Origin of the sequence: Promicromonospora thailandica (genome assembly GCF_024171955.1) — a bacterium.
Lineage (GTDB): Bacteria > Actinomycetota > Actinomycetes > Actinomycetales > Cellulomonadaceae > Promicromonospora > Promicromonospora thailandica.
In genome coordinates this window covers 103,123-120,259 of the sequence record NZ_JAMTCS010000015.1, presented here as the reverse complement: position 1 = coordinate 120,259, position 17,137 = coordinate 103,123, and the positions used below count along the sequence as shown (strand labels likewise).

Below are 17,137 nucleotides of genomic sequence, written 5' to 3'. Positions count from 1 at the left end.
GCGGAGTGGGGGCGGCGGTTCAGAGCGCCGTGTCGGTGCCGATCCGGTGGTAGGTGCGGTCCTGGTAGACCAGCGGGGAGGCGGCCGGCCCCGGTCGGTCGCCGGTGCGGCTGGAGGCCAGGGCACGCAGCGAGATGAGGTAGCTGTCGCCGACCGGGGTGCGCTGCACGATGCGGGCGCGGAACCAGGACACGGCGTCGTCGATGACCGGTTCGCCGGTGGGCAGGGGCGACCAGCCGCCGTCGGCGAACCGGTCGATGCCGCTCGTGGCGAAGCGGGCGGAGAGGTCGCCCTGGTGGTCGGCCAGGAAGCTGACCGCGAGGGTCTCGGCGGCCGACACGGCGGGCCAGGACGAGGACGTCGAGGCGAGGGAGAAGGCCAGCAGCGGGGGCGCCGCCGACACGGAGATCACCGACGTGGCGGTGAACCCGACGGGGCGGCCCTCGTGGACGAGCGCGACGACGGCCACGCCGGCGGGGTGGCCGCGGAAGACGGCCTTGAACTCCTCGGGCCGCAGCTGGGGTTCGTCCTGCTGGTCCAGGAGCCGTTCCAGCGCGGACAGGTCGATGTTCTCGGCGGGCTGTGCGGTCATGGTGTGCTCCTCGCGTCGGGGCCGGTCTCGCCTGACGAGGGGGAGGTATAGGCGCGAGATCCGCCCTTGACCAGACCCTGGTCGATTGCTCTCACCATGTGGACACGAGGCCAGGCGCACACCGGGCCGCCGCCTCTCGGCAGCGGCCCGGCGCCGTCAGACCGCCTGGAGCAGGTGCGGGTGCTGCGCCTCGACGACGTTCGGGTGCGCCCGGACGCGGCTCTTGAGCCAGTTCTCGCCGAACACGGCGTGCAGCGGGTTGGCCGGGTCGCGCGTGACGCCGGGTGCCTGCGCGCGCAGCTCGGCCGGCAGCTCGATCGCGGGGATGCGGGCGTCGAGCGCGGGCCCGTGGAAGTACGGGACGGAGATGCGCTCGGTACCAGGTGCGGGGGAGACCACCCGGTGCAGGGTCGCCTTGAGGTAGCCGTCCGTCGCGATCTCGAGCAGCTCGCCGATGTTGACGACGAACGCCCCGGCGGGCGGTACGACGTCGAGCCACTCGCCGTCCTTCTCGACCTGCAGGCCCGCCTTGCCGTCCTCGACGGACAGGAGCGTGAGCACGCCGAGGTCCTTGTGCGCGCCGACGCCCTGGGCGGGCGCGGCGGCCGCGACGCCCGGGTAGCGCGCGATCTTCAGGTGCGGCGAGGGCCGCTCGAACACGGCGTCGAAGTGGTCGGCCGAGGCGCCGAGCGCCTCGGCCCACGCCCGCAGCAGCCGCGTGGCCACGCCGTCGAGCCGCGTCAGCCACTCCTGCGCGACCTCGCGCAGACCGGGCAGCGCCGCGGGCCAGAGGTTCGGGCCCTCCAGGGCCCAGTAGTCCGGGGTGCCGGGGCCGGCGGGCACGGCCGGCCGTTCGGCCCCGATGTCGATCTGCTCGCGCTGGTCGACGCGGCCGAGCGTGCGCTCGCCGCCCATGCGCGTCCACCCGCGGAAGTGCGGGCTGCGGACGTTCTCGATGGCGAGCTTCTGCTCCTCGGGGAGCGCGAAGAAGGCCCGCGCCGTCGTGTAGGCGCGGTCGATCAGGTCACGGGGAACGCCGTGGCCCACCAGGGAGAAGAAGCCGACCTCGTGGGTCGCGCGGCGCAGCTCGTCGCGGAAGCGGGCCTGGTCGGCGGGGTCGCCGTCGAGCAGCGAGAGGTCGAGCACGGGGATACCGGGCACGGCAGTTCTGGGCATGGCAGTGCTGGGCATGGCAGAAGTCCTTCCGGGGGTCGGGTGCGCCGACGACACGGCCCCGGCCTCCGGGGGGACCGCCCGGGAACCCGGCCGCGTGGGCGCCCGGGGTCAGGGTGCGGGTGTGCCCGGAAGGACACGTGAGCGAGGACCTGCTGTCGGCGGCGCGAGGGATCGCGCCAGGGGGTCGCCGGGACGGCGACCGCTCAGCGGCGACAGCAGGGACAGGTGAAGGTGCTCACGATGCGAGACAGGCTAGCACCCGGTCCCCGCGGTGGGCGCGCCGGCGCGCGCCCGGAGCTCGGCCACGGTGTGGGCCGCGCAGCGCAGCCGGGTGCCGGCGTACGGCATGCCGCCACCGAGCCGCCGCGCGACCGCGAGCCAGACGCAGACCGCGCGTTCCAGCACCCAGGCGGGCGCCCAGAGCGCCGCCGTCGGCGGGAAGTGTCCGGCGCCGCCCCCGCGCCGTCGGCCCGCCTCGGCGACCAGCACCGCCCCGGCGAGCACCGTGCCGGCGGCCGCGCGACCGAGCCGCCGGGGTCGCGGCGCGGCCCGCCGCGCCGCGACGGCGGCCGCCGCCAGCACGGGTGCGAGCGCGAGCTCGGTCAGCAGGCGGGGCGGCTGGGCGAACGAGTCGTACGCCTGACGCACCCGCTGCTCGGCGAACCGGCCGACGTCGGGCGGACGCCGGGCCACGACCAGGTCGAGCACGTGCACCACCCGGCCGCCGCGCGCGCGGACGGTGCGCTCCAGCTCCAGGTTCTCGAACAGCACCCCGGCGTCGTACCCGGCCGGCCCGAGGGCGGTGCGGCGGAACGCGACCGTCCCGCCGTAGTCGTGCCCGAAGGCGCGGTTGACCAGGGTGCGCGCCGTGTCCCAGCGGGCGTGCCACGGGCGGGGCACGAAGACGTTCTGCGGCACCACGAGGTCGGCGCCGTCCAGCGCGGCGAGGACCCGGTCGAGCGCCGCGTGGTCGTACCGCACGTCGTCGTCGGCGACCACCACGAGGGGGTGGGTCGTCGCGGCGAGCCCGGCCCGCACGCCGACCACCTTGCCGTTGGCGCCCGGCGGCGCGTGCCCCACGACCACGGTGCGCACCCCAGGGCCCCACGCGGCGGCGTGCCGCGCCCGGACCTCGGCCGGGGACCCGTCCGCGACCACGACGGGCAGGCTCCGGGACACGTCGCGCAGGTAGGCGGCCAGGTCGGCCAGCTCGCCGGGGTCGACGGACGACCGCCGCAGCGGCAGCAGGTAGAGCGCCTCAGCCACGGCCGTCGAGCGGACCGTCCAGGGGCGCGAGCAGCGCCGAGGCGCCCGCGCGCCAGCGGTCGAGCGCGTGGGCGGCGACGTCGCCCTCCACGGCCAGGCAGACGGCGGCGCCGAACAGCACGTCGTCGCGCAGCGCGGGGTCGTCCTCGGCGAGCCGGCCGGCCAGGTCGCGCGCCGCGATCTGCTCGTGCACGGCGTCGGCCTCGACGTGCTCGTCGAAGTACTCGGTGGTGCCGGGCTCGTGCCCCAGGCGCCGCAGGCCGTCGCCGACCAGCCGGCTGGGGATGGACGACGTCATCTCGAACGCGGCCAGGTGCCCGGCGATCGCCCCGCGCAGGCGCCGGTGCAGCCCGAGCAGCGACATGGTGTTGAGCGCCACCAGCACCGGCGCGGGCACCAGGTCGACGTAACGCCCGTACGTGTCGTCGAGCCCCGCCCCGCGCATCGTGCGGGCGAAGAGCTCGGCGTGCATCCGGCCCACCTGGCCGCCGCCGTACTCGTCGGCCTGGATCTCGACGAGCGCGGCCTTGGGCGCGCCGCTGAGGCGGGGGATCGCCCAGGTGTGCGGGTCCGCCTCCTTGAGCTGGTACAGCGAGCGGAGCGCCAGCAGCTCCCGTACCTGCTCCGCGTCGGCCCGCTTGGCGACGTAGCGGGCCAGGCTCGGGGCGCCGTCCGCCGCGGCGAGCTCGAACAGGTACGCGGCCACCCCCGCGGCGTCGGTCGCGGCCGGCTCCGGCAGCGCGCCGCGCACCTGGGCGGCCCGCGCGCGCAGCGCCGCCTCGAACGGTCCCTCCAGCGCCTGGCGCACGGCGAGCGCGCCCGGGTCCCACTCCCACGCGTCGTCGACCCGGTCGACGCCGCGGTGGTGCAGCTCGTAGAGCACCGTGAGGGCGAGCTGCAGGTCGGCGTCTGCCAGCAGGTCCGGTTCGGCGGCGAGCGCCTCGGCGACGGCGTCGCGCGGGGCGGCGAGGCGGGCCGGGTCGCCGTCGGGCGGGCCGGCGGTGAGCGCGGCCAGCAGTGCCGTGCTCACGGGTCCGCGCGGCCGCGGCAGGGGCAGCCGGGCGGGGCCCGGGCGGGCGTCGTCGGAGGTGGGGGCGCTGTCCCGGATCGCGGTGGAGGTCATGCCGGCTCCTGGTCCTGCGAATCGTGCGAGGGCTCGCGCCCCTGCTTGACGCCGTTCACATCGTGCGTAGGACCGGGCCGGTTCGCAACGCGGACGCGGGTTGCGAGTGGCGGACCGCGCCGTACGGTGAGGCGGTCGCACCGATCATGTCGACCCGTCCACGAGGGAGCGCAGCCGTGCCCGAGCCCGTACCGCCCGAGCCCGCCCGTCGTGGCGACGTCACCGTCACGGCCTGCCCCGACGGGCCGCTGCTGGTGCGCGGCCCCGCCACGATCCTGGGGCCGGACGGCGAGCCCGTGCCGCGCCGTCGCGCCACGGTCGCGCTGTGCCGCTGCGGCGGCACGGCGATCGCGCCCTGGTGCGACGGCACGCACAAGGTCAACGGCTTCCGGTCGCCGGAGGCGTCGGCTGGTGCTGCCGGCTGAGACCACCGCACCGGCCCGGCGCGGGGGCGCCGGGCCGGTGGGTGTCCGGTGGGTGCCGGAGGGTCAGGACTCGATCGTCTGGCGCTCACCCGCGCCCTGGCCGATCGCGGTGGTGCCGCCGGAGTGGGCCACCTCGATCTTGCGCGGGCGGGCGTCCTCGCTCACCGGGATGGTCAGCGACAGGACGCCGTCGGTGTACGACGCGGAGATCTTGTCCAGGGCGAGCCCGCGGCCCATGGTGAGCTGCCGGGCGAAGGTGCCCGTGGGGCGCTCCCGGACCAGCCACTGGGCCTCGTCGCCCGACCGCTGCGTGCGCTCGGCGCGCACGGTCAGCGTGCGGTCCTCGACCGAGACGTCGATGGTGCCCGGGTCGACCCCCGGCAGGTCCATGGACAGGACGTAGTGGTCGCCGGTGCGGAACAGGTCCATCGGCAACGTGCCGGACTGCCGTGCGTTCCCCGCGAACGTGCTGAACAGCCGGTCCATCTCCTGGAACGGGTCCCAGTACGTAGCCATCGCGCATCACCTCCCGTGCTGGTGCGGTCCTGGCCCCTCCAGGACCGCGGCGCTGACGGCGGTACCGGTCCGCCGTCGGGCTACAGCACTTTTTTAGCACTCTCCTCCTGGGAGTGCCAACACCTCGGGCCGACGCGATCAGGGCGGTCTCGCCGGGTGCCGAACGGCCTGTCGTCAGCCCTCCGGGCCCTCGTCCGGGTCGGCGGACGGGACAGGTGAGGACAGGAACTCGGCCACCTCGTCGGGCGTCGGGAACTCGGTCATCCCGGGGCCGGAGAACCAGTGCACCAGCCACCGGGACAGGTCGCGGACCGGGACGTTGAGCCGGTTGGACGCCGAGCGGAGCAGCTCGAACGCCGCGGCGTCGTCCGTGCCGTAGGTGACCATGAGCACGCCCTTGGCCTGCTCGATCGCGGCCCGGTTCTCGGCCGCCGCGCGGATCGAGGCGGTCGCCTCGCGCTGGGCCTCCTCGCGGTGCGCCTCGGTGACGTCGATGAAGTAGCCGTACAGCTCGGTGACGCGGCCGGTGCCCGGGTCGCGCCGGGACTGCCCGGTCACGGCGAGGGTGCGGATCCGGCCGCGCGCGTCGCGGATGCGGTGCACCGAGCTGAACGGCCGGCCCGTGGTGGCGGCGTCGCGCAGCACGTGGTCCACGCGGTCGCGGTCCTCGGGATGCTTGTGGGTCAGCATGAGCTCGGTGGTGGGGACGATCTCGCCCGGCTGGAACCCGTGCATCGCGAACACCTCGTCCGACCACGCCCACCGCCCCGTGGCCAGGTCGAGGACGTAGCGCCCGACGGGGGCGGGGCGGCCGGTCGCGAGAGCGGCCTCGACCGCCTCGGCGTCCGGTGCTGAGGGCGACGTGGACGGGTGCTGCGACGGCTTCACGGGTCTCCAGACGGCAGGACGGCTCCCGATCGGCTGACGCCGGGTGGGCGCGCGCCGGGGACCGCTCCCATCACTCTGCACCTGTTCCCGGAGAAGCGCGAGATCGCGACCGGAATCGGCAAGGGGACCCTTACCGGCAGCACGGTCGACGGAGTGCCTGCTCAGCGCCCTCCGGGAGCCTCCTCGGCGACCGCCCGCAAGAACTTCAGCAGGGCGCGCTCGTCGGCGTCCATCCATGTCGAGGTGCGGGAGCCGTTCGCCCCCGACCGGTCGATGAGGCGGTCCAGGTCAGCCCGGTCGTCCGCGAGGATCGCGGGGTGCACGTAGCTCTTGCGGCACACCGCCGGGGTGTTGTGCAGGCGCTCGGCGGCGATCCGCACCGCCTCGACCCGCTGCGCGTCGTGCTCGCGGGCGTCGGCCGGCTCCAGGCGGCGCAGGTGGGCGAAGGCGATGGTGCTGGCGCCCCAGGTGCGGAACGTCTTGGCCGTGTGGTCGGCGCCCGTCACGCGGGCCAGGTACTCGTTGACGTCGCGCGACCCGACGCTGCGGGTGTCGTCGCCGTCGGCGTACTGCAGCAGCCGCTGGCCGGGCAGCTCCCGGCAGCGCCGCACGATGGCGGCGACCCGCCGGTCCTGCACCGTGACGTCGTTGGTGACCCCGGACTTGCCCGGGAACCGGAAGTGCACCTCCGATCCGGTGACGGTGGCGTGCCGGGTGCGCAGCGTCGTCAGCCCGTACGACTCGCCGGACCGCACGTACTCGTCGTTGCCGACGCGCACCAGCGTCTCGTCGAGCAGCCGCACCACCGTGGCGACCACCCGGTCGAGGCCCAGCCGGGACGAGCGCATGTCCGCGTCCACGCGCTTGCGCAGGTCGGCCAGCCCCTCACCGAACGCGACCAGGTCGTCGAACTTCACGCCGTCGCGGAACGTGCGCCACCTCGGGTGGTACAGGTACTGCTTGCGGCCCTTGACGTCGCGGCCCGTGGCCTGGAGGTGGCCCGCCGGGTCGGCGCAGATCCAGACGTCCGTCCAGGCCGGCGGCACGACCAGGGCCCTGACCCGCGCGAGCACCTCCGGGTCGGTGATCCGCTGCGCGTCGTGGTCGAGGTAGCTGAAGCCCTTGCCGTGCCGCCGCCGGCGGATGCCCCGGTCGGTGTCGCAGCTGTGGTTGAGCCCGTCCGCGACGAGGCCCTGGTCCGCCATGTGCCCCTCAGCCCGCGTCGAACCGGTCCTCGCCCTCCTTGTCGGGGTTGTCCTCGGGGTAGTCGCCGGGGATCGCGCCCGTGACGGACCGGTCCTGGTCGACGTCCACCGAGTCGTCGACCGCTGGTTCACCGCCGGGGGAGGCCGGGGAGTCCGCCGAGTCCACGGAGCTGACGGAGTCGTCCGCCGAGCTGTCGGGGATCTGGTCCACGTCCGGGGTCCGGACGCGCTCGTCGGCTCCGGGATCGTTCGCGTTCTCGCTCATGTATGTCACTCCTCGGGCTCGGGTGGCCTGTCGACTCCTACGATGGAGCGGACCGTCGCCGCTCGCACCCGCACCTCGGGAGCGCGCGCCACCCCCAGGAGGTCCACCATCGTGCGCTCCCTCGCCGTCCGTACCGTGTCGGCGCTGCGCGAGCACTGGGTGCGCCACCCGCGGTGGTCGCTCGCGGCCAAGGGCGCGCTGGCCGCGGCGCTCGCCTGGCTCGTGGGGCTGGTCGCGCCCGCCCCGTTCTCGGAGTACCCGTACTACGCGCCGCTGGGCGCCGTGGTGGCCACGTCGACGACGGCGGTCCGGTCGGTGCGCGAGTCCGTGCAGGTGGTGGGCGCGCTGCTGCTCGGCGCCGTCATCGCGCGCGGCGTGGACGCCGTCGTCGCCTCGAGCGTGCTGTCCGTCGCGCTCGTCGTGGCCCTCGCGCTCCTGTGCGCGGGCTGGCGCGTGTTCGGCGAGGTGGGGTCGTGGGTGGTCACGTCCGCCCTGTTCGTGCTCGTCATCGGGGGCAGCGACCCGCTGGAGTACGTCACCGTCTACGCGGGCCTCGTCGTCACCGGCGCCGCCATCGGCGTGGCGGTGAACCTGCTGCTGCCCGCGCTGCCGCTGACCCCCACCGAGCTCGCGCTCGACCGCCTCCGCGACGTCCTGCTGGACCAGGTCTCGCTGCTCGCCCTGCGCCTGGAGCGCGAGGGGCCGCTGCTGGCGCAGGAGTGGCAGCAGCGGCGCCGCGAGGTGACCCCGACGATCGACCGGGCACGGGACGCCGTCGGCTCCGCGCGCGAGGCCGTGCGCGCCAACGTCCGCGCACCCCGGTACGACGCGTGGACGACGGCGCAGGCGCGCCGCGCCGACCGGCTCGGCACCGCGGCCGACGTCGTCGACGACATCGTGCGGCTCCTGGCCGAGTGGGAGCGCGAGGACCGGCAGGACGTCGCCCTCGGACCCCGGCTGCGCCCCGTCCTGGTCGCGGCGCTGCGCGCGTACGCCGACGGCCTGCGCTCCGACGTCGCGGGCGGCAGCGGCACCCCCGACGACGAGGACGCCGCCGCCGCGCGCGCCGCGGCGGCCCGGTGCGACGCCGCGGTCGGCGAGCTGGCCGCCGCGGTGCGCGAGCACCGGCGGACCTCCGGGCTGGACGACTTCGTCGCGGGCGCCGTCGTCGTCACGCTGTGGCGCGGGGTGTCCGCGCTGGCCGGTGCCGAGGCTCAGGGCTAGCGTGGCGGACGGAGGGCGGGACCACGACGCCGCCCCGACGGACGGAGGGTCGATGAGCGGCGTGCTGCTCCCGGAGGGGATACCGCACCTGCGCTCCCTCGCCGAGGTCGTGGAGCTCACCGAGGTCCTGGCGCCCGTCTACGTGCGGTTCAGCGCCGGGCCGGACGTCGACCGCACCACCGTGAGCCGCGACCACGAGAGCGGCTGCATGCTGCCCGGGCTCAGCGTGAACCCCATGACACCCGAACCGTGGTGGACGCGGCCCGCCGAGCACTGGGCCGCCCGGCAGCTGCGCCAGTACGCCCACCTCATGGTGGGCGACCGGTTCCCCTGGCTGCTGACCGGCGAGATCTCCGCCCGCGGACCCGACTGCGAACCGCTCCTGGTGGGCATCACCCCCGTCGCCTCGGTGGACCCCGCCGCCGTGGAGGAGGCGGGCACGCTCTACGCGCAGGCGTTCGCACCGGGCGCCGACGGCACCTGATGGGCCCAGCGCACCGGCCGAGAGCACCGGTCGTGAGTGCGGGACCCCCGCGTTACCGTGACAACGGTCGAGAAGCGGCTGCCGGCGTCGAGACCTGCCGAGGTGTCCCCATGAAGGCCCTGTTCATCAGCTGCACGCTCAAGCCCTCGCCAGAACCCTCCAACACCGAGGCGCTCGCGGCCGTCGTCGCCGAGGCGCTCCAGGCGCGCGGCGTCACCGTGGACCACGTGCGGCTCGCCGACCTCGACGTGCCGCCCGGCGTCGTCACCGATCTCGGCGGTCACGACCAGTGGCCCGACGTCCACGAGCGGCTCCTGGACGCCGAGATCCTCGTGGTCGTCAGCCCCACGTGGCTGGGCCGGCCGTCGTCCGTGGCCCAGCGGATGCTGGAGCGGATGGACGCCATGCTGTCCGAGACGTCGCCGGACGGCACCCCCGTGGCCTACAACCGGGTGGCCGGGGTGGTCGTGACGGGCAACGAGGACGGCGCCCACCACGTGATCTCCGAGATCAGCGGTGCGTTGGCCGACATCGGCTACACGATCCCCGGCCAGGCCTGGACCTACTGGAACCAGGGCCCCGGCCCCGGCGACGAGTACCCGCAGACCGACCACGGGCACGAGTGGTCGCACAGCACCGGCCGCCTCATGGCGCACAACCTGCACGCCGTCGCGACGGCGCTGGCCGCGACGCCGGTGCCGGCGCACCAGGAGTGAGTGCGTGGTGTGAGCGCGTGGAGTGAGCGCGTGGTGTGAGCGCGTGCGAGTGCCCCGCGGCCGCGCCACGGTGGAGAGGTCGGCGAGCAGATCGCCGTCGGCACCACACCCCCGGAGGTAACCGCCATGACCCAGCAGACCGTCGCCGACGTCATGACCCCGGCGCCCACCACCGTCGACTCGACCGAGACCATCCAGGAGGCCGCCCGGCTCATGGCCCAGGAGGACGTGGGCGTGCTCGTGGTGCGCTCCGGGCCCACGGCCACCGGCGTCGTCACGGACCGCGACCTCGTGGTGCGGGGCCTGGGCGCCGGGCTCGGCGCCGACGCGACAGTGGGGCAGGTGGCCAGCGAGCAGGTCGCCACCGTCGGCATCACCGACCCCGTGGAGACCGCCGTCGAGGTGATGCGGGCCGCCGCCGTACGCCGCGCCCCCGTCCTGGACGGCAACGTCCTGGTGGGCATCGTCTCGATCGGCGACCTCGCCATCGAGCGGGACCCGACGTCCGCGCTCGCGGACATCTCCCGCGCCGAGCCCAACCGCTGAGGCCCGACCGCTGAGGCCGTAGGGTTGCCGGGTGCACCCCACCCCGGCCGACGGCGTCCGACGCATCGACTACCTGCCCTGGGAGTACGACCCCGGGTCCGCGGAGGGGGCGGTGCAGGAGGCCCGGCGGTCGGAGCTGGAGGCCGCGGGCGCGGAGCTGGGCGAGGGCGTGTTCGTCGCGCCGGGTGCCGCGGTGTTCTGCGACCGGCTCGCCCTGGGCGACCGTACCTACGTGGCGGCGCACGCCTACCTCACGGGTGAGGTGACGCTCGGCGCGGACTGCTCCGTCAACCCGTACGCGGTCGTGCGGGGCGACGTGCGGGCGGGTGACGGCGTGCGGATCGGCGCCCACACCTCGATCCTCGGCTTCAACCACGCCATGGAGCCGCACCTGCCCGTGCACCGGCAGGACACGTGGAGCAAGGGCATCGTGCTGGGCGACGACGTGTGGGTGGGCTCGAACGTCACGGTCCTGGACGGCGTCACGGTCGGGGACCACGCGGTCGTCGGCGCGGGCGCCGTGGTCACCAAGGACGTGCCCGCGTGGGCGGTCGTGGCGGGCAACCCGGCCCGCGTGGTCCGGGACCGCCGGGCGGACCGGGCGGGCTCGGCCGGTCTCGCGGCCGACCTGCGCGCCTTCGGCGACCGGGCCCGCGCACAGGCGTCCGCCGTGCTGGCGCGGTGCTTCGAGGACGGCCGGTTCGTGGACCGCCCGGCCGCCGCGGCGGGCCCGCGCCCGCCCGCGGTCCGGCCGTGGGCCGACGCCGTGGAGATCGCCGACCTGCTGCTCGGCGGCCCGCCGCCCGGGTTCGACGCCGCGGACCTCGTGCACCGGCTCACCGCCCGGCAGGACCCGGCCACCGGGCTGGTGCCCGAGGGCGACCTGTCGGACGCCGGCCTGGCCTCCCCCCTCGCGCCCGCCGGGCCGCCGGACCCCTTCGACGGCCCGGCGAGCTACCACGTGCTGAGCGTCGGGTACGCCGTGCGCCTGCTCGGCGGCCGCCTTCCGTACCCGGTGCGGGCGGTGCACGCGCTGTCCGGCCGCGAGGTGGTGCGCGCCCTGGAGGCCCGTGACTGGGGTGCGGGTGCCTGGGGGAGCGGTGCCGCCGTCGACGCGCTGGCCACGGCGTGCGCCCTGAACGCGACCGACTTCGGCGACCGGTTCGACGACGGCGGCACCGGCCCGCTGTACGCCCTGCTCGGCTGGCTCACGGCGCGCGCCGACCCCGCGACCGGCCTGTGGGGAGCGCCGCAGCCCGCGCCCCGGTGGCTGCAGGCGGTCAACGGCTTCTACCGGCTGACCCGCGGCTCCTACGCCCAGCTCGGCCTGCCGCTGCCGTACCCGCACGCCGCGGTCGACACCGTGCTGGAGCACGCCGCCGACCCGTACCTGGCGGCGCCCGACGGGTACACGGCGTGCAACGTGCTGGACGTGGTGCACCCGCTCTGGCTCGCGGCCCGGCAGACGGGGCACCGCCGCTCCGACGCCGAGGCGTGGGCCCGGGACGCGCTGCGGCGCGCGCTGGGGAGCTGGTCGGACGGCGCGGGCCTCGCCTTCGCCCCGGACAGCACCGGCCCGGACGGCGTGCCCGGTCTGCAGGGCACCGAGATGTGGCTCGCGATCGTCTGGTACCTCGCCGACCTCCTCGGCCTCGCCGACGCCCTGGGCTACCGGCCCCGTGGCGTGCACAGCCCCGACCCGCTGCTGCGGCTGCACGGCTGAGAACGGGTCTGACAGCGGTCAGCGCGCGGGCGCCGTGGAGCCGCGCACCACGAGGTGCGTCGCGAGCTCCTCGCGGGGGGCCTGGCGGGGTGTCTGGCTGGGTGCCTGGCGCGGCGGGTCGGCGCTGACGCGCAGCAGCATCCGCAGCGCGGCGCCGCCCATCTCCGCGATCGGCTGGTGCACGGTGGTCAGCGGCGGGGCGGCCCACTGCGCCTCGGGCAGGTCGTCGAAGCCGACCACGCTGAGGTCGTCGGGCACGCGCAGACCCAGCGCGGCGGCGGCGTCGTACACGCCCAGTGCGATGGTGTCGGAGCAGGCGAACACCGCGGTCGGGGCGTCGGAGCCGGTCAGGAGCCTGGTCGCCTGCTCCCCGGCGCCGGCCCGGTGCCAGTCGGTGTGCACCACGCGCCCGTCCGGGAGGCCCACCCCCGCCTGCGTGACGGCGGAGCGGAACCCGTCCACACGGGCCTGGCTGTAGAGGTGGCTGCGGCGTCCGGCGACGACACCGAGCCGCCGGTGCCCCAGTCCGAGCAGGTGCTCGGCGGCGGCACGGCCCCCGGCCCAGTTGGCCGCGCCGACGCTCGCGGCGGTGCCCGGCGGCTGGCGCACGGGGTCGAGCAGCACCACCGGGACGTGAGCCGCGGCGAGCGTCGCGAGCTGCCCGGCCGACGGGTCGACGAGGGCCAGGACCGCGCCCCGCGGCCGGCGGGCGAGCAGCCGGGTGAGCCAGGCGTCGTCGCCCGCCCGCGCGACCGAGACGACGACGTCGACGCCCGCCTCCGTGGCGGCGCGCTCGACGCCGCTCAGCGCGCGGCCCGCCCACGTTCCCTCGACGCCGGCCAGCACCAGGTCCACGAAGGGTGGCCGCCCGTCACGCGAGGAGCCGCCGCGGGCGGGCGGCGCCGCCCGGCCGGCCCGGCCCTCGTACCCGAGCTCGGCGACGAGGCGCATCACGCGGTCGCGCGTGCCGTCGGACACGTCGGAGCGGCCGCTCAGCACCTTGGACACGGTGGGCACCGTGGTGCCAGCCGCGCGGGCGACGTCCGCCAGGGTGGTGCGCCGTGCCTGGTCCATCCCACGACCGTACGGCCGCTCGGCGAAGTTGCGCAACTAACTGGGGGTTGATCTGCGCAAGTCGCTCGGGTATCAAGGACGGGCGGCGCAAGGCGGCCCGCAAGTTGCGCAACGTGGGGAGTGGTACATGACAGCGACGTCGAAGCAGGCCCTGGTGGTGCGCGGGGGATGGACGGGGCACGAGCCCGTCGAGACCACCGACGCGTTCGTGCCCTACCTGACCGGGCAGGGGTACGACGTGCGGATCGAGGAGTCGACCGCGGTGTACGCGGACACCGGCTACCTCGCCGGCGTGGACGTGATCGTCCAGACGAACACCATGAGCACCATCGAGCCGGACGAGCTGCGCGGCCTGATCGCGGCCGTGGCGGCGGGCACCGGGCTGGCGGGGTGGCACGGCGGCATCGCCGACTCCTACCGGAACAGCTCGGACTACCTGCAGCTGATCGGCGGGCAGTTCGCCGCGCACCCGCCGAAGGCGCCCCGCGAGGAGCTGGCGGGCGAGGCGAGCGACAACTTCGTGCGGTACACGGTCGACATCGTGCCCGAGCGCGCCGACCACCCGATCGTCGCGGGCCTGGACAGCTTCGAGCTGACCACGGAGCAGTACTGGGTGCTGTCCGACGAGTACAACGACGTGCTGGCCACGACCACGCTGCCCGCGCGGGACTTCGACCCGTGGCACCGGCCGGTCACGTGCCCGGCCGTCTGGACGCGGCAGTGGGGGCAGGGCCGCGTCTTCGTGTCGACGCCGGGCCACGAGCTCGCCGTCGTCCAGGACCCGAACGTCCGCACCATCATCGAGAGGGGCATCCTGTGGGCCAGCCGCTGAGGGTCGGGATCGTCGGCACGGGCGCGATCTCGGGGCAGTACCTGACCACGTTCGAGCGGCTGGAGGGCGTGCGGCTCGTCGCCGTCGCGGACCTCGACGCCGCCCGCTCGGCGGCGGTCGCCGCGGCGCAGGGCGTGCGCGCCCTGACCGTCGACGAGCTCCTGACCGACCCCGAGGTGGACCTCGTGCTCAACCTGACCGTCCCGGCGGCGCACGCCGACGTCGCGCTGCGGGCGATCGCGGCGGGCAAGTCCGTGTACGGGGAGAAGCCGCTGGCGGCGAACCTGGCCGACGCCCGTGCGGTCCTCGACGCCGCGCGGGCCGCGGGCGTGCGGGTCGGGTGCGCGCCCGACACCGTGCTGGGCACCGGCGTGCAGACGGCGCGCCGGGCGATCGACGACGGCCTGGTGGGCACGCCGGTCGCGGCGACGGCGACCATGGTGACGCCCGGCCACGAGCGCTGGCACCCCGACCCCGACTTCTACTACCAGCCGGGTGGCGGCCCCCTGCTGGACATGGGGCCGTACTACGTGACGGCGCTGGTCACGCTGCTGGGGCCGGTGGTGTCGGTGATCGGGGCCGCCAGCCACACCCGGGACACCCGCACCATCGGCTCGGGGCCGCGCGCGGGCCAGACCGTGCCGGTCGCCGTCGACACGCACGTGACGGGCGTGCTGCGGCACGCGTCCGGCGCGTTGTCGACGCTGGTGATGAGCTTCGACGCGGTCGCGACCCGCGCGTCGAACATCGAGGTGCACGGGCAGTCGGGCTCGCTCGTGGTGCCCGACCCGAACCAGTTCGACGGCGAGGTGCACCTGCACGAGCTGGGCGGGGACTGGCGGGTGCTGGAGCCGAGCGCGGGGTACCGGGACGCGGGGCGCGGGTTCGGCGTCGCCGACCTGGCGGCCACGCCCGACGGCGAGCAGCCGCGCGCGAGCGGCGAGCTGGCCTACCACGTGCTGGACGTCATGACCTCCCTGCTGACCGCGGCGACCACGGACACGACCACCCCGGTGAGAAGCACCGCCCAGCTCCCACCCCCGGTCCCCCTGACCTGAGACCCGCCGTCGAGAACGACCCGCGGGACCGAGAAGGTGCTGTTCCGGTCCCGCAGGTCGTTCTCGACGGCGACCACACGGTGACCTCGGGTCGTCAGAAGCCCGTGTTGCCGTTCTGGCGGTCGAGGGTGTAGCCCATGTCGTTGAGCAGGGGCGCCGTGCCCGAGCCCGACACCGTCGTGCTCGCGAACGTCGCCCGGCCCGTCGCGTGGATCTCCAGGCCGTACGTGCCCGACCCGGTGATGCCCACCCGGTCGAAGCTCACCTGCTGGATCGACTTCTGCCACGACAGGAGCACCCCCGCGTAGGTGCTGTCCTGGATGGTCAGGTCCCGGATCACGATCGGCGCGTCGATCGGGTGCACGTCGGCGTACACCCACAGCGCGCCGAGCTCGGCCGGCCAGTTGGGCTCGCGCGAGCCCGTCCGGGTCAGGGTGTTGCGGGCCACCGTGGTGGTGCCCGTGAACGGCACCCCGAACCGCGTGCTGACCGCGATGCCCGCCGCGGCGTTCACCGTGTCGGCCACCAGGTTGTCCTCGACGCGGTTGCCGCCCCCGGCCGCCGTACACGGCCAGGCCGTTCGCCAGTGCCGGAGCCTGCACCGTCGTGAACGAGAACACGCACCCGCCGCGGCACGCTTGATATTGGTAACCGATCGGTTACCATTTGTGCATGGACGTCTTCGGGGCCATCGCTGATCCGATCCGCCGCGAGCTGCTGCTGCGGCTCGCGGACGGCCCGGCGCGCGTGGTGGACCTCGCGGGGGAGCACGCGGTGTCGCGCCCGGCGATCAGCAAGCACCTGCGGGTGCTCAGCGACGCCGGGCTGGTGCGGGGGACCGACGAGGGTCGCGAGCGGCGCTACGTGCTCGATCCCGCGCCCCTCGCCGAGGTGCGCGAGATCCTGGGTGCGCTGACCGCGCGCCGGGCGCCGGTCTCCGTCGCGAACCTCGACGCGCTCGGTACCGAGGTGCGCCGGGCCGCGCGGGACCGCCGCCGAGGCACGTCCGGACCGGGGGCGACGACGGCCTCGGGAACTGCCACCAAGGAGCGGAGCGCATGAACCTGACCGGAGAGCTGGAGGACGACGGGCGCACCCTGGTGCTGGTGCGCCGGTTCGGGGTGCCGATCGAGGACGTGTGGGCGAGCCTCACCGACTCCGACCGGCTGGGCCGCTGGTTCGGCACCTGGACGGGCGACCCGGCGAGCGGTCAGGTGTCGGTGGTCATGAACGCCGAGGCGGAGGCGGGGGAGCCGGCCCTGTTCCGCGTGGTCGCCTGCGAGCCGCCGCGCCTGCTCGCGGTGAGCGCCGACGACGAGTACGGGCAGTGGCGCCTGCGCGCCGAGCTCACCGAGGCCGACGGCGGCACGACGCTGACCTTCCGGCAGACCGAGCTCGACCCGAAGGACCTGCCGGACACCGGCCCGGGCTGGGAGTGGTACCTGGACCGCCTGGTCGCCGCCGTCGAGGGCGGCGAGCCGCCCTCGCTCGCCGACTTCGACGCCGACTACGTGCCGCTGAGCGAGCAGTACGCGGAGCTCATCCCGCCAGGCCGCCCCACCTGACGAGCTGGACCGCGAGGGCCCCGAGGATCGCGAGCCCGCCGAGCGCCCAGACCCCGGCGAGCACCCGGCGCCGCGCCACGGTCAGCAGGACGGCGGTCACGGCGGCGTAGGCCAGCGACACCACCACCGCCGAGACGAACGCCGCGGTGAACCGGAGCCCGGGGGCGCACCCGGGCGGGCCCGGGTACTGCAGCGTGCACACGGTCCCCGGCTCGACCGGACGGGCGAGCCACCAGATCTCCACCAGCGTCCAGGCCGCGAGCGCCGCGGCCACGACGAGGCCGACCGCGAGCGCGGCCGGGGGCAGCGGGCTCTCGTGCGTGGACTCTCCCATGCCGGGCGAGCCTAGCGATCGAGAGGGTTGACACGCTCCGAATGTCGCCCCTAGTGTCCTCGCTCATACGTAGGAGCACCGCGCTGCGCCGCTGCACGTTCGTGCTCATACGTATGAGCGGACAG

Annotated in this window: 21 protein-coding genes; 10 read left to right on the top strand and 11 right to left on the bottom strand. The window is 75.4% G+C overall.

Annotated features, from left to right (window positions below):
• Positions 1 to 19: 19 nt before the first annotated feature.
• The 4 genes from APR03_RS22190 to APR03_RS22175 all read right to left on the bottom strand — a co-directional run bounded on the left by APR03_RS22190 (position 20) and on the right by APR03_RS22175 (position 4,157).
• Positions 20 to 592 (bottom strand): flavin reductase family protein, encoded by a 573-nt coding sequence (locus APR03_RS22190; RefSeq protein ID WP_253839368.1) that lies wholly within the window; start codon positions 590 to 592, stop codon positions 20 to 22.
• Positions 593 to 748: 156 nt separating this feature from the next.
• Positions 749 to 1,783, bottom strand: coding sequence for an isopenicillin N synthase family dioxygenase (locus tag APR03_RS22185; RefSeq protein WP_253839367.1), 1,035 nt, complete (start codon positions 1,781 to 1,783; stop codon positions 749 to 751).
• Positions 1,784 to 2,020: 237 nt separating this feature from the next.
• A complete protein-coding gene (locus APR03_RS22180; protein WP_253839366.1) occupies positions 2,021 to 3,034 on the bottom strand; it encodes a glycosyltransferase family 2 protein in 1,014 nt (337 codons plus the stop codon).
• A complete protein-coding gene (locus APR03_RS22175) occupies positions 3,027 to 4,157 on the bottom strand; it encodes an iron-containing redox enzyme family protein (protein ID WP_253839365.1) in 1,131 nt (376 codons plus the stop codon). Before APR03_RS22175 ends, APR03_RS22180 begins: the two co-directional genes overlap by 8 nt.
• Positions 4,158 to 4,333: 176 nt before the next feature.
• Here APR03_RS22175 and APR03_RS22170 point away from each other — a divergent pair, with 176 nt between their 5' ends.
• Complete coding sequence (locus APR03_RS22170) at positions 4,334 to 4,582, top strand: CDGSH iron-sulfur domain-containing protein (RefSeq protein ID WP_253839364.1); 249 nt, start codon at positions 4,334 to 4,336, stop codon at positions 4,580 to 4,582.
• A gap of 63 nt (positions 4,583 to 4,645) precedes the next feature.
• On the opposite strand, the gene APR03_RS22165 is transcribed toward APR03_RS22170, so the two are convergent.
• The 4 genes from APR03_RS22165 to APR03_RS22150 form a co-directional block, all read right to left on the bottom strand.
• Positions 4,646 to 5,098 (bottom strand): Hsp20/alpha crystallin family protein, encoded by a 453-nt coding sequence (locus APR03_RS22165; protein WP_253839362.1) that lies wholly within the window; start codon positions 5,096 to 5,098, stop codon positions 4,646 to 4,648.
• Positions 5,099 to 5,272: 174 nt separating this feature from the next.
• Positions 5,273 to 5,986: a PAS and ANTAR domain-containing protein gene (locus APR03_RS22160; RefSeq protein WP_253839360.1), complete on the bottom strand. Its 714-nt coding sequence runs from the start codon at positions 5,984 to 5,986 to the stop codon at positions 5,273 to 5,275.
• A 161-nt stretch (positions 5,987 to 6,147) separates the two neighbouring features.
• Entirely contained in the window at positions 6,148 to 7,191 is a 1,044-nt protein-coding gene (locus tag APR03_RS22155) for a DNA topoisomerase IB (RefSeq protein WP_253839359.1), read from the bottom strand.
• Positions 7,192 to 7,198: 7 nt separating this feature from the next.
• Complete coding sequence (locus tag APR03_RS22150; protein ID WP_253839357.1) at positions 7,199 to 7,456, bottom strand: hypothetical protein; 258 nt, start codon at positions 7,454 to 7,456, stop codon at positions 7,199 to 7,201.
• Between the two features lie 42 nt (positions 7,457 to 7,498).
• Between APR03_RS22150 and APR03_RS22145 the strand changes: the two genes are divergently transcribed.
• The 5 genes from APR03_RS22145 (at position 7,499) to APR03_RS25045 (ending at position 12,149) form a co-directional block, all read left to right on the top strand.
• Positions 7,499 to 8,680, top strand: coding sequence for an aromatic acid exporter family protein (locus APR03_RS22145; protein WP_253839356.1), 1,182 nt, complete (start codon positions 7,499 to 7,501; stop codon positions 8,678 to 8,680).
• A 52-nt stretch (positions 8,681 to 8,732) separates the two neighbouring features.
• The gene (locus APR03_RS22140; protein ID WP_253839355.1) at positions 8,733 to 9,164 is read left to right on the top strand and encodes a DUF6098 family protein; all 432 of its coding nucleotides are present in this window, start codon (positions 8,733 to 8,735) and stop codon (positions 9,162 to 9,164) included.
• 110 nt (positions 9,165 to 9,274) lie between these two features.
• Positions 9,275 to 9,880 carry a flavodoxin family protein gene (locus APR03_RS22135; RefSeq protein WP_253839354.1) on the top strand — a complete coding sequence of 202 codons (606 nt, stop codon included), beginning with the start codon at positions 9,275 to 9,277 and terminating at the stop codon, positions 9,878 to 9,880.
• A gap of 126 nt (positions 9,881 to 10,006) precedes the next feature.
• Complete coding sequence (locus tag APR03_RS22130) at positions 10,007 to 10,426, top strand: CBS domain-containing protein (protein ID WP_253839353.1); 420 nt, start codon at positions 10,007 to 10,009, stop codon at positions 10,424 to 10,426.
• 31 nt (positions 10,427 to 10,457) lie between these two features.
• Positions 10,458 to 12,149 (top strand): acyltransferase, encoded by a 1,692-nt coding sequence (locus tag APR03_RS25045; RefSeq protein WP_308216532.1) that lies wholly within the window; start codon positions 10,458 to 10,460, stop codon positions 12,147 to 12,149.
• A gap of 18 nt (positions 12,150 to 12,167) precedes the next feature.
• On the opposite strand, the gene APR03_RS22120 is transcribed toward APR03_RS25045, so the two are convergent.
• Complete coding sequence (locus APR03_RS22120) at positions 12,168 to 13,223, bottom strand: LacI family DNA-binding transcriptional regulator (protein WP_253839352.1); 1,056 nt, start codon at positions 13,221 to 13,223, stop codon at positions 12,168 to 12,170.
• Between the two features lie 127 nt (positions 13,224 to 13,350).
• Between APR03_RS22120 and APR03_RS22115 the strand changes: the two genes are divergently transcribed.
• The gene (locus APR03_RS22115) at positions 13,351 to 14,055 is read left to right on the top strand and encodes a ThuA domain-containing protein (protein ID WP_253839351.1); all 705 of its coding nucleotides are present in this window, start codon (positions 13,351 to 13,353) and stop codon (positions 14,053 to 14,055) included.
• Complete coding sequence (locus APR03_RS22110) at positions 14,040 to 15,113, top strand: Gfo/Idh/MocA family protein (protein ID WP_253839349.1); 1,074 nt, start codon at positions 14,040 to 14,042, stop codon at positions 15,111 to 15,113. The genes APR03_RS22115 and APR03_RS22110 overlap by 16 nt, the downstream gene beginning before the upstream one ends.
• A 94-nt stretch (positions 15,114 to 15,207) precedes the next feature.
• Here APR03_RS22110 and APR03_RS22105 read toward each other — a convergent pair whose 3' ends face one another.
• On the bottom strand, positions 15,208 to 15,639 hold the full coding sequence (locus APR03_RS22105) for a hypothetical protein (protein ID WP_253839347.1): 432 nt from the start codon (positions 15,637 to 15,639) through the stop codon (positions 15,208 to 15,210).
• Between the two features lie 146 nt (positions 15,640 to 15,785).
• Between APR03_RS22105 and APR03_RS22100 the strand changes: the two genes are divergently transcribed.
• Together APR03_RS22100 and APR03_RS22095 are read left to right on the top strand one after the other, a co-directional pair.
• The gene (locus tag APR03_RS22100) at positions 15,786 to 16,175 is read left to right on the top strand and encodes an ArsR/SmtB family transcription factor (RefSeq protein ID WP_253839345.1); all 390 of its coding nucleotides are present in this window, start codon (positions 15,786 to 15,788) and stop codon (positions 16,173 to 16,175) included.
• Positions 16,172 to 16,678, top strand: a complete 507-nt coding sequence (locus APR03_RS22095; RefSeq protein ID WP_253839343.1) for an SRPBCC family protein — start codon at positions 16,172 to 16,174, stop codon at positions 16,676 to 16,678. The genes APR03_RS22100 and APR03_RS22095 overlap by 4 nt, the downstream gene beginning before the upstream one ends.
• On the opposite strand, the gene APR03_RS22090 is transcribed toward APR03_RS22095, so the two are convergent.
• Entirely contained in the window at positions 16,653 to 17,012 is a 360-nt protein-coding gene (locus tag APR03_RS22090) for a hypothetical protein (protein WP_253839342.1), read from the bottom strand. The two genes, APR03_RS22095 and APR03_RS22090, sit on opposite strands and share 26 nt — an antisense overlap.
• Positions 17,013 to 17,137 lie beyond the last annotated feature (125 nt).

Excerpts from the sequence above, each read along its gene's own strand:
- APR03_RS22190 (WP_253839368.1), bottom strand. The coding sequence starts at position 592 with ATGACCGCACAGCCCGCCGAGAACATCGACCTGTCCGCGCTGGAACGG.
- APR03_RS22185 (WP_253839367.1), bottom strand. The coding sequence starts at position 1,783 with ATGCCCAGCACTGCCATGCCCAGAACTGCCGTGCCCGGTATCCCCGTG.
- APR03_RS22175 (WP_253839365.1), bottom strand. The coding sequence starts at position 4,157 with ATGACCTCCACCGCGATCCGGGACAGCGCCCCCACCTCCGACGACGCC.
- APR03_RS22165 (WP_253839362.1), bottom strand. The coding sequence starts at position 5,098 with ATGGCTACGTACTGGGACCCGTTCCAGGAGATGGACCGGCTGTTCAGC.
- APR03_RS22155 (WP_253839359.1), bottom strand. The coding sequence starts at position 7,191 with ATGGCGGACCAGGGCCTCGTCGCGGACGGGCTCAACCACAGCTGCGAC.
- APR03_RS22150 (WP_253839357.1), bottom strand. The coding sequence starts at position 7,456 with ATGAGCGAGAACGCGAACGATCCCGGAGCCGACGAGCGCGTCCGGACC.
- APR03_RS22145 (WP_253839356.1), top strand. The coding sequence starts at position 7,499 with ATGGAGCGGACCGTCGCCGCTCGCACCCGCACCTCGGGAGCGCGCGCC.
- APR03_RS22140 (WP_253839355.1), top strand. The coding sequence starts at position 8,733 with ATGAGCGGCGTGCTGCTCCCGGAGGGGATACCGCACCTGCGCTCCCTC.
- APR03_RS22135 (WP_253839354.1), top strand. The coding sequence starts at position 9,275 with ATGAAGGCCCTGTTCATCAGCTGCACGCTCAAGCCCTCGCCAGAACCC.
- APR03_RS22130 (WP_253839353.1), top strand. The coding sequence starts at position 10,007 with ATGACCCAGCAGACCGTCGCCGACGTCATGACCCCGGCGCCCACCACC.
- APR03_RS22120 (WP_253839352.1), bottom strand. The coding sequence starts at position 13,223 with ATGGACCAGGCACGGCGCACCACCCTGGCGGACGTCGCCCGCGCGGCT.
- APR03_RS22115 (WP_253839351.1), top strand. The coding sequence starts at position 13,351 with ATGACAGCGACGTCGAAGCAGGCCCTGGTGGTGCGCGGGGGATGGACG.
- APR03_RS22100 (WP_253839345.1), top strand. The coding sequence starts at position 15,786 with ATGGACGTCTTCGGGGCCATCGCTGATCCGATCCGCCGCGAGCTGCTG.
- APR03_RS22095 (WP_253839343.1), top strand. The coding sequence starts at position 16,172 with ATGAACCTGACCGGAGAGCTGGAGGACGACGGGCGCACCCTGGTGCTG.
- APR03_RS22090 (WP_253839342.1), bottom strand. The coding sequence starts at position 17,012 with ATGGGAGAGTCCACGCACGAGAGCCCGCTGCCCCCGGCCGCGCTCGCG.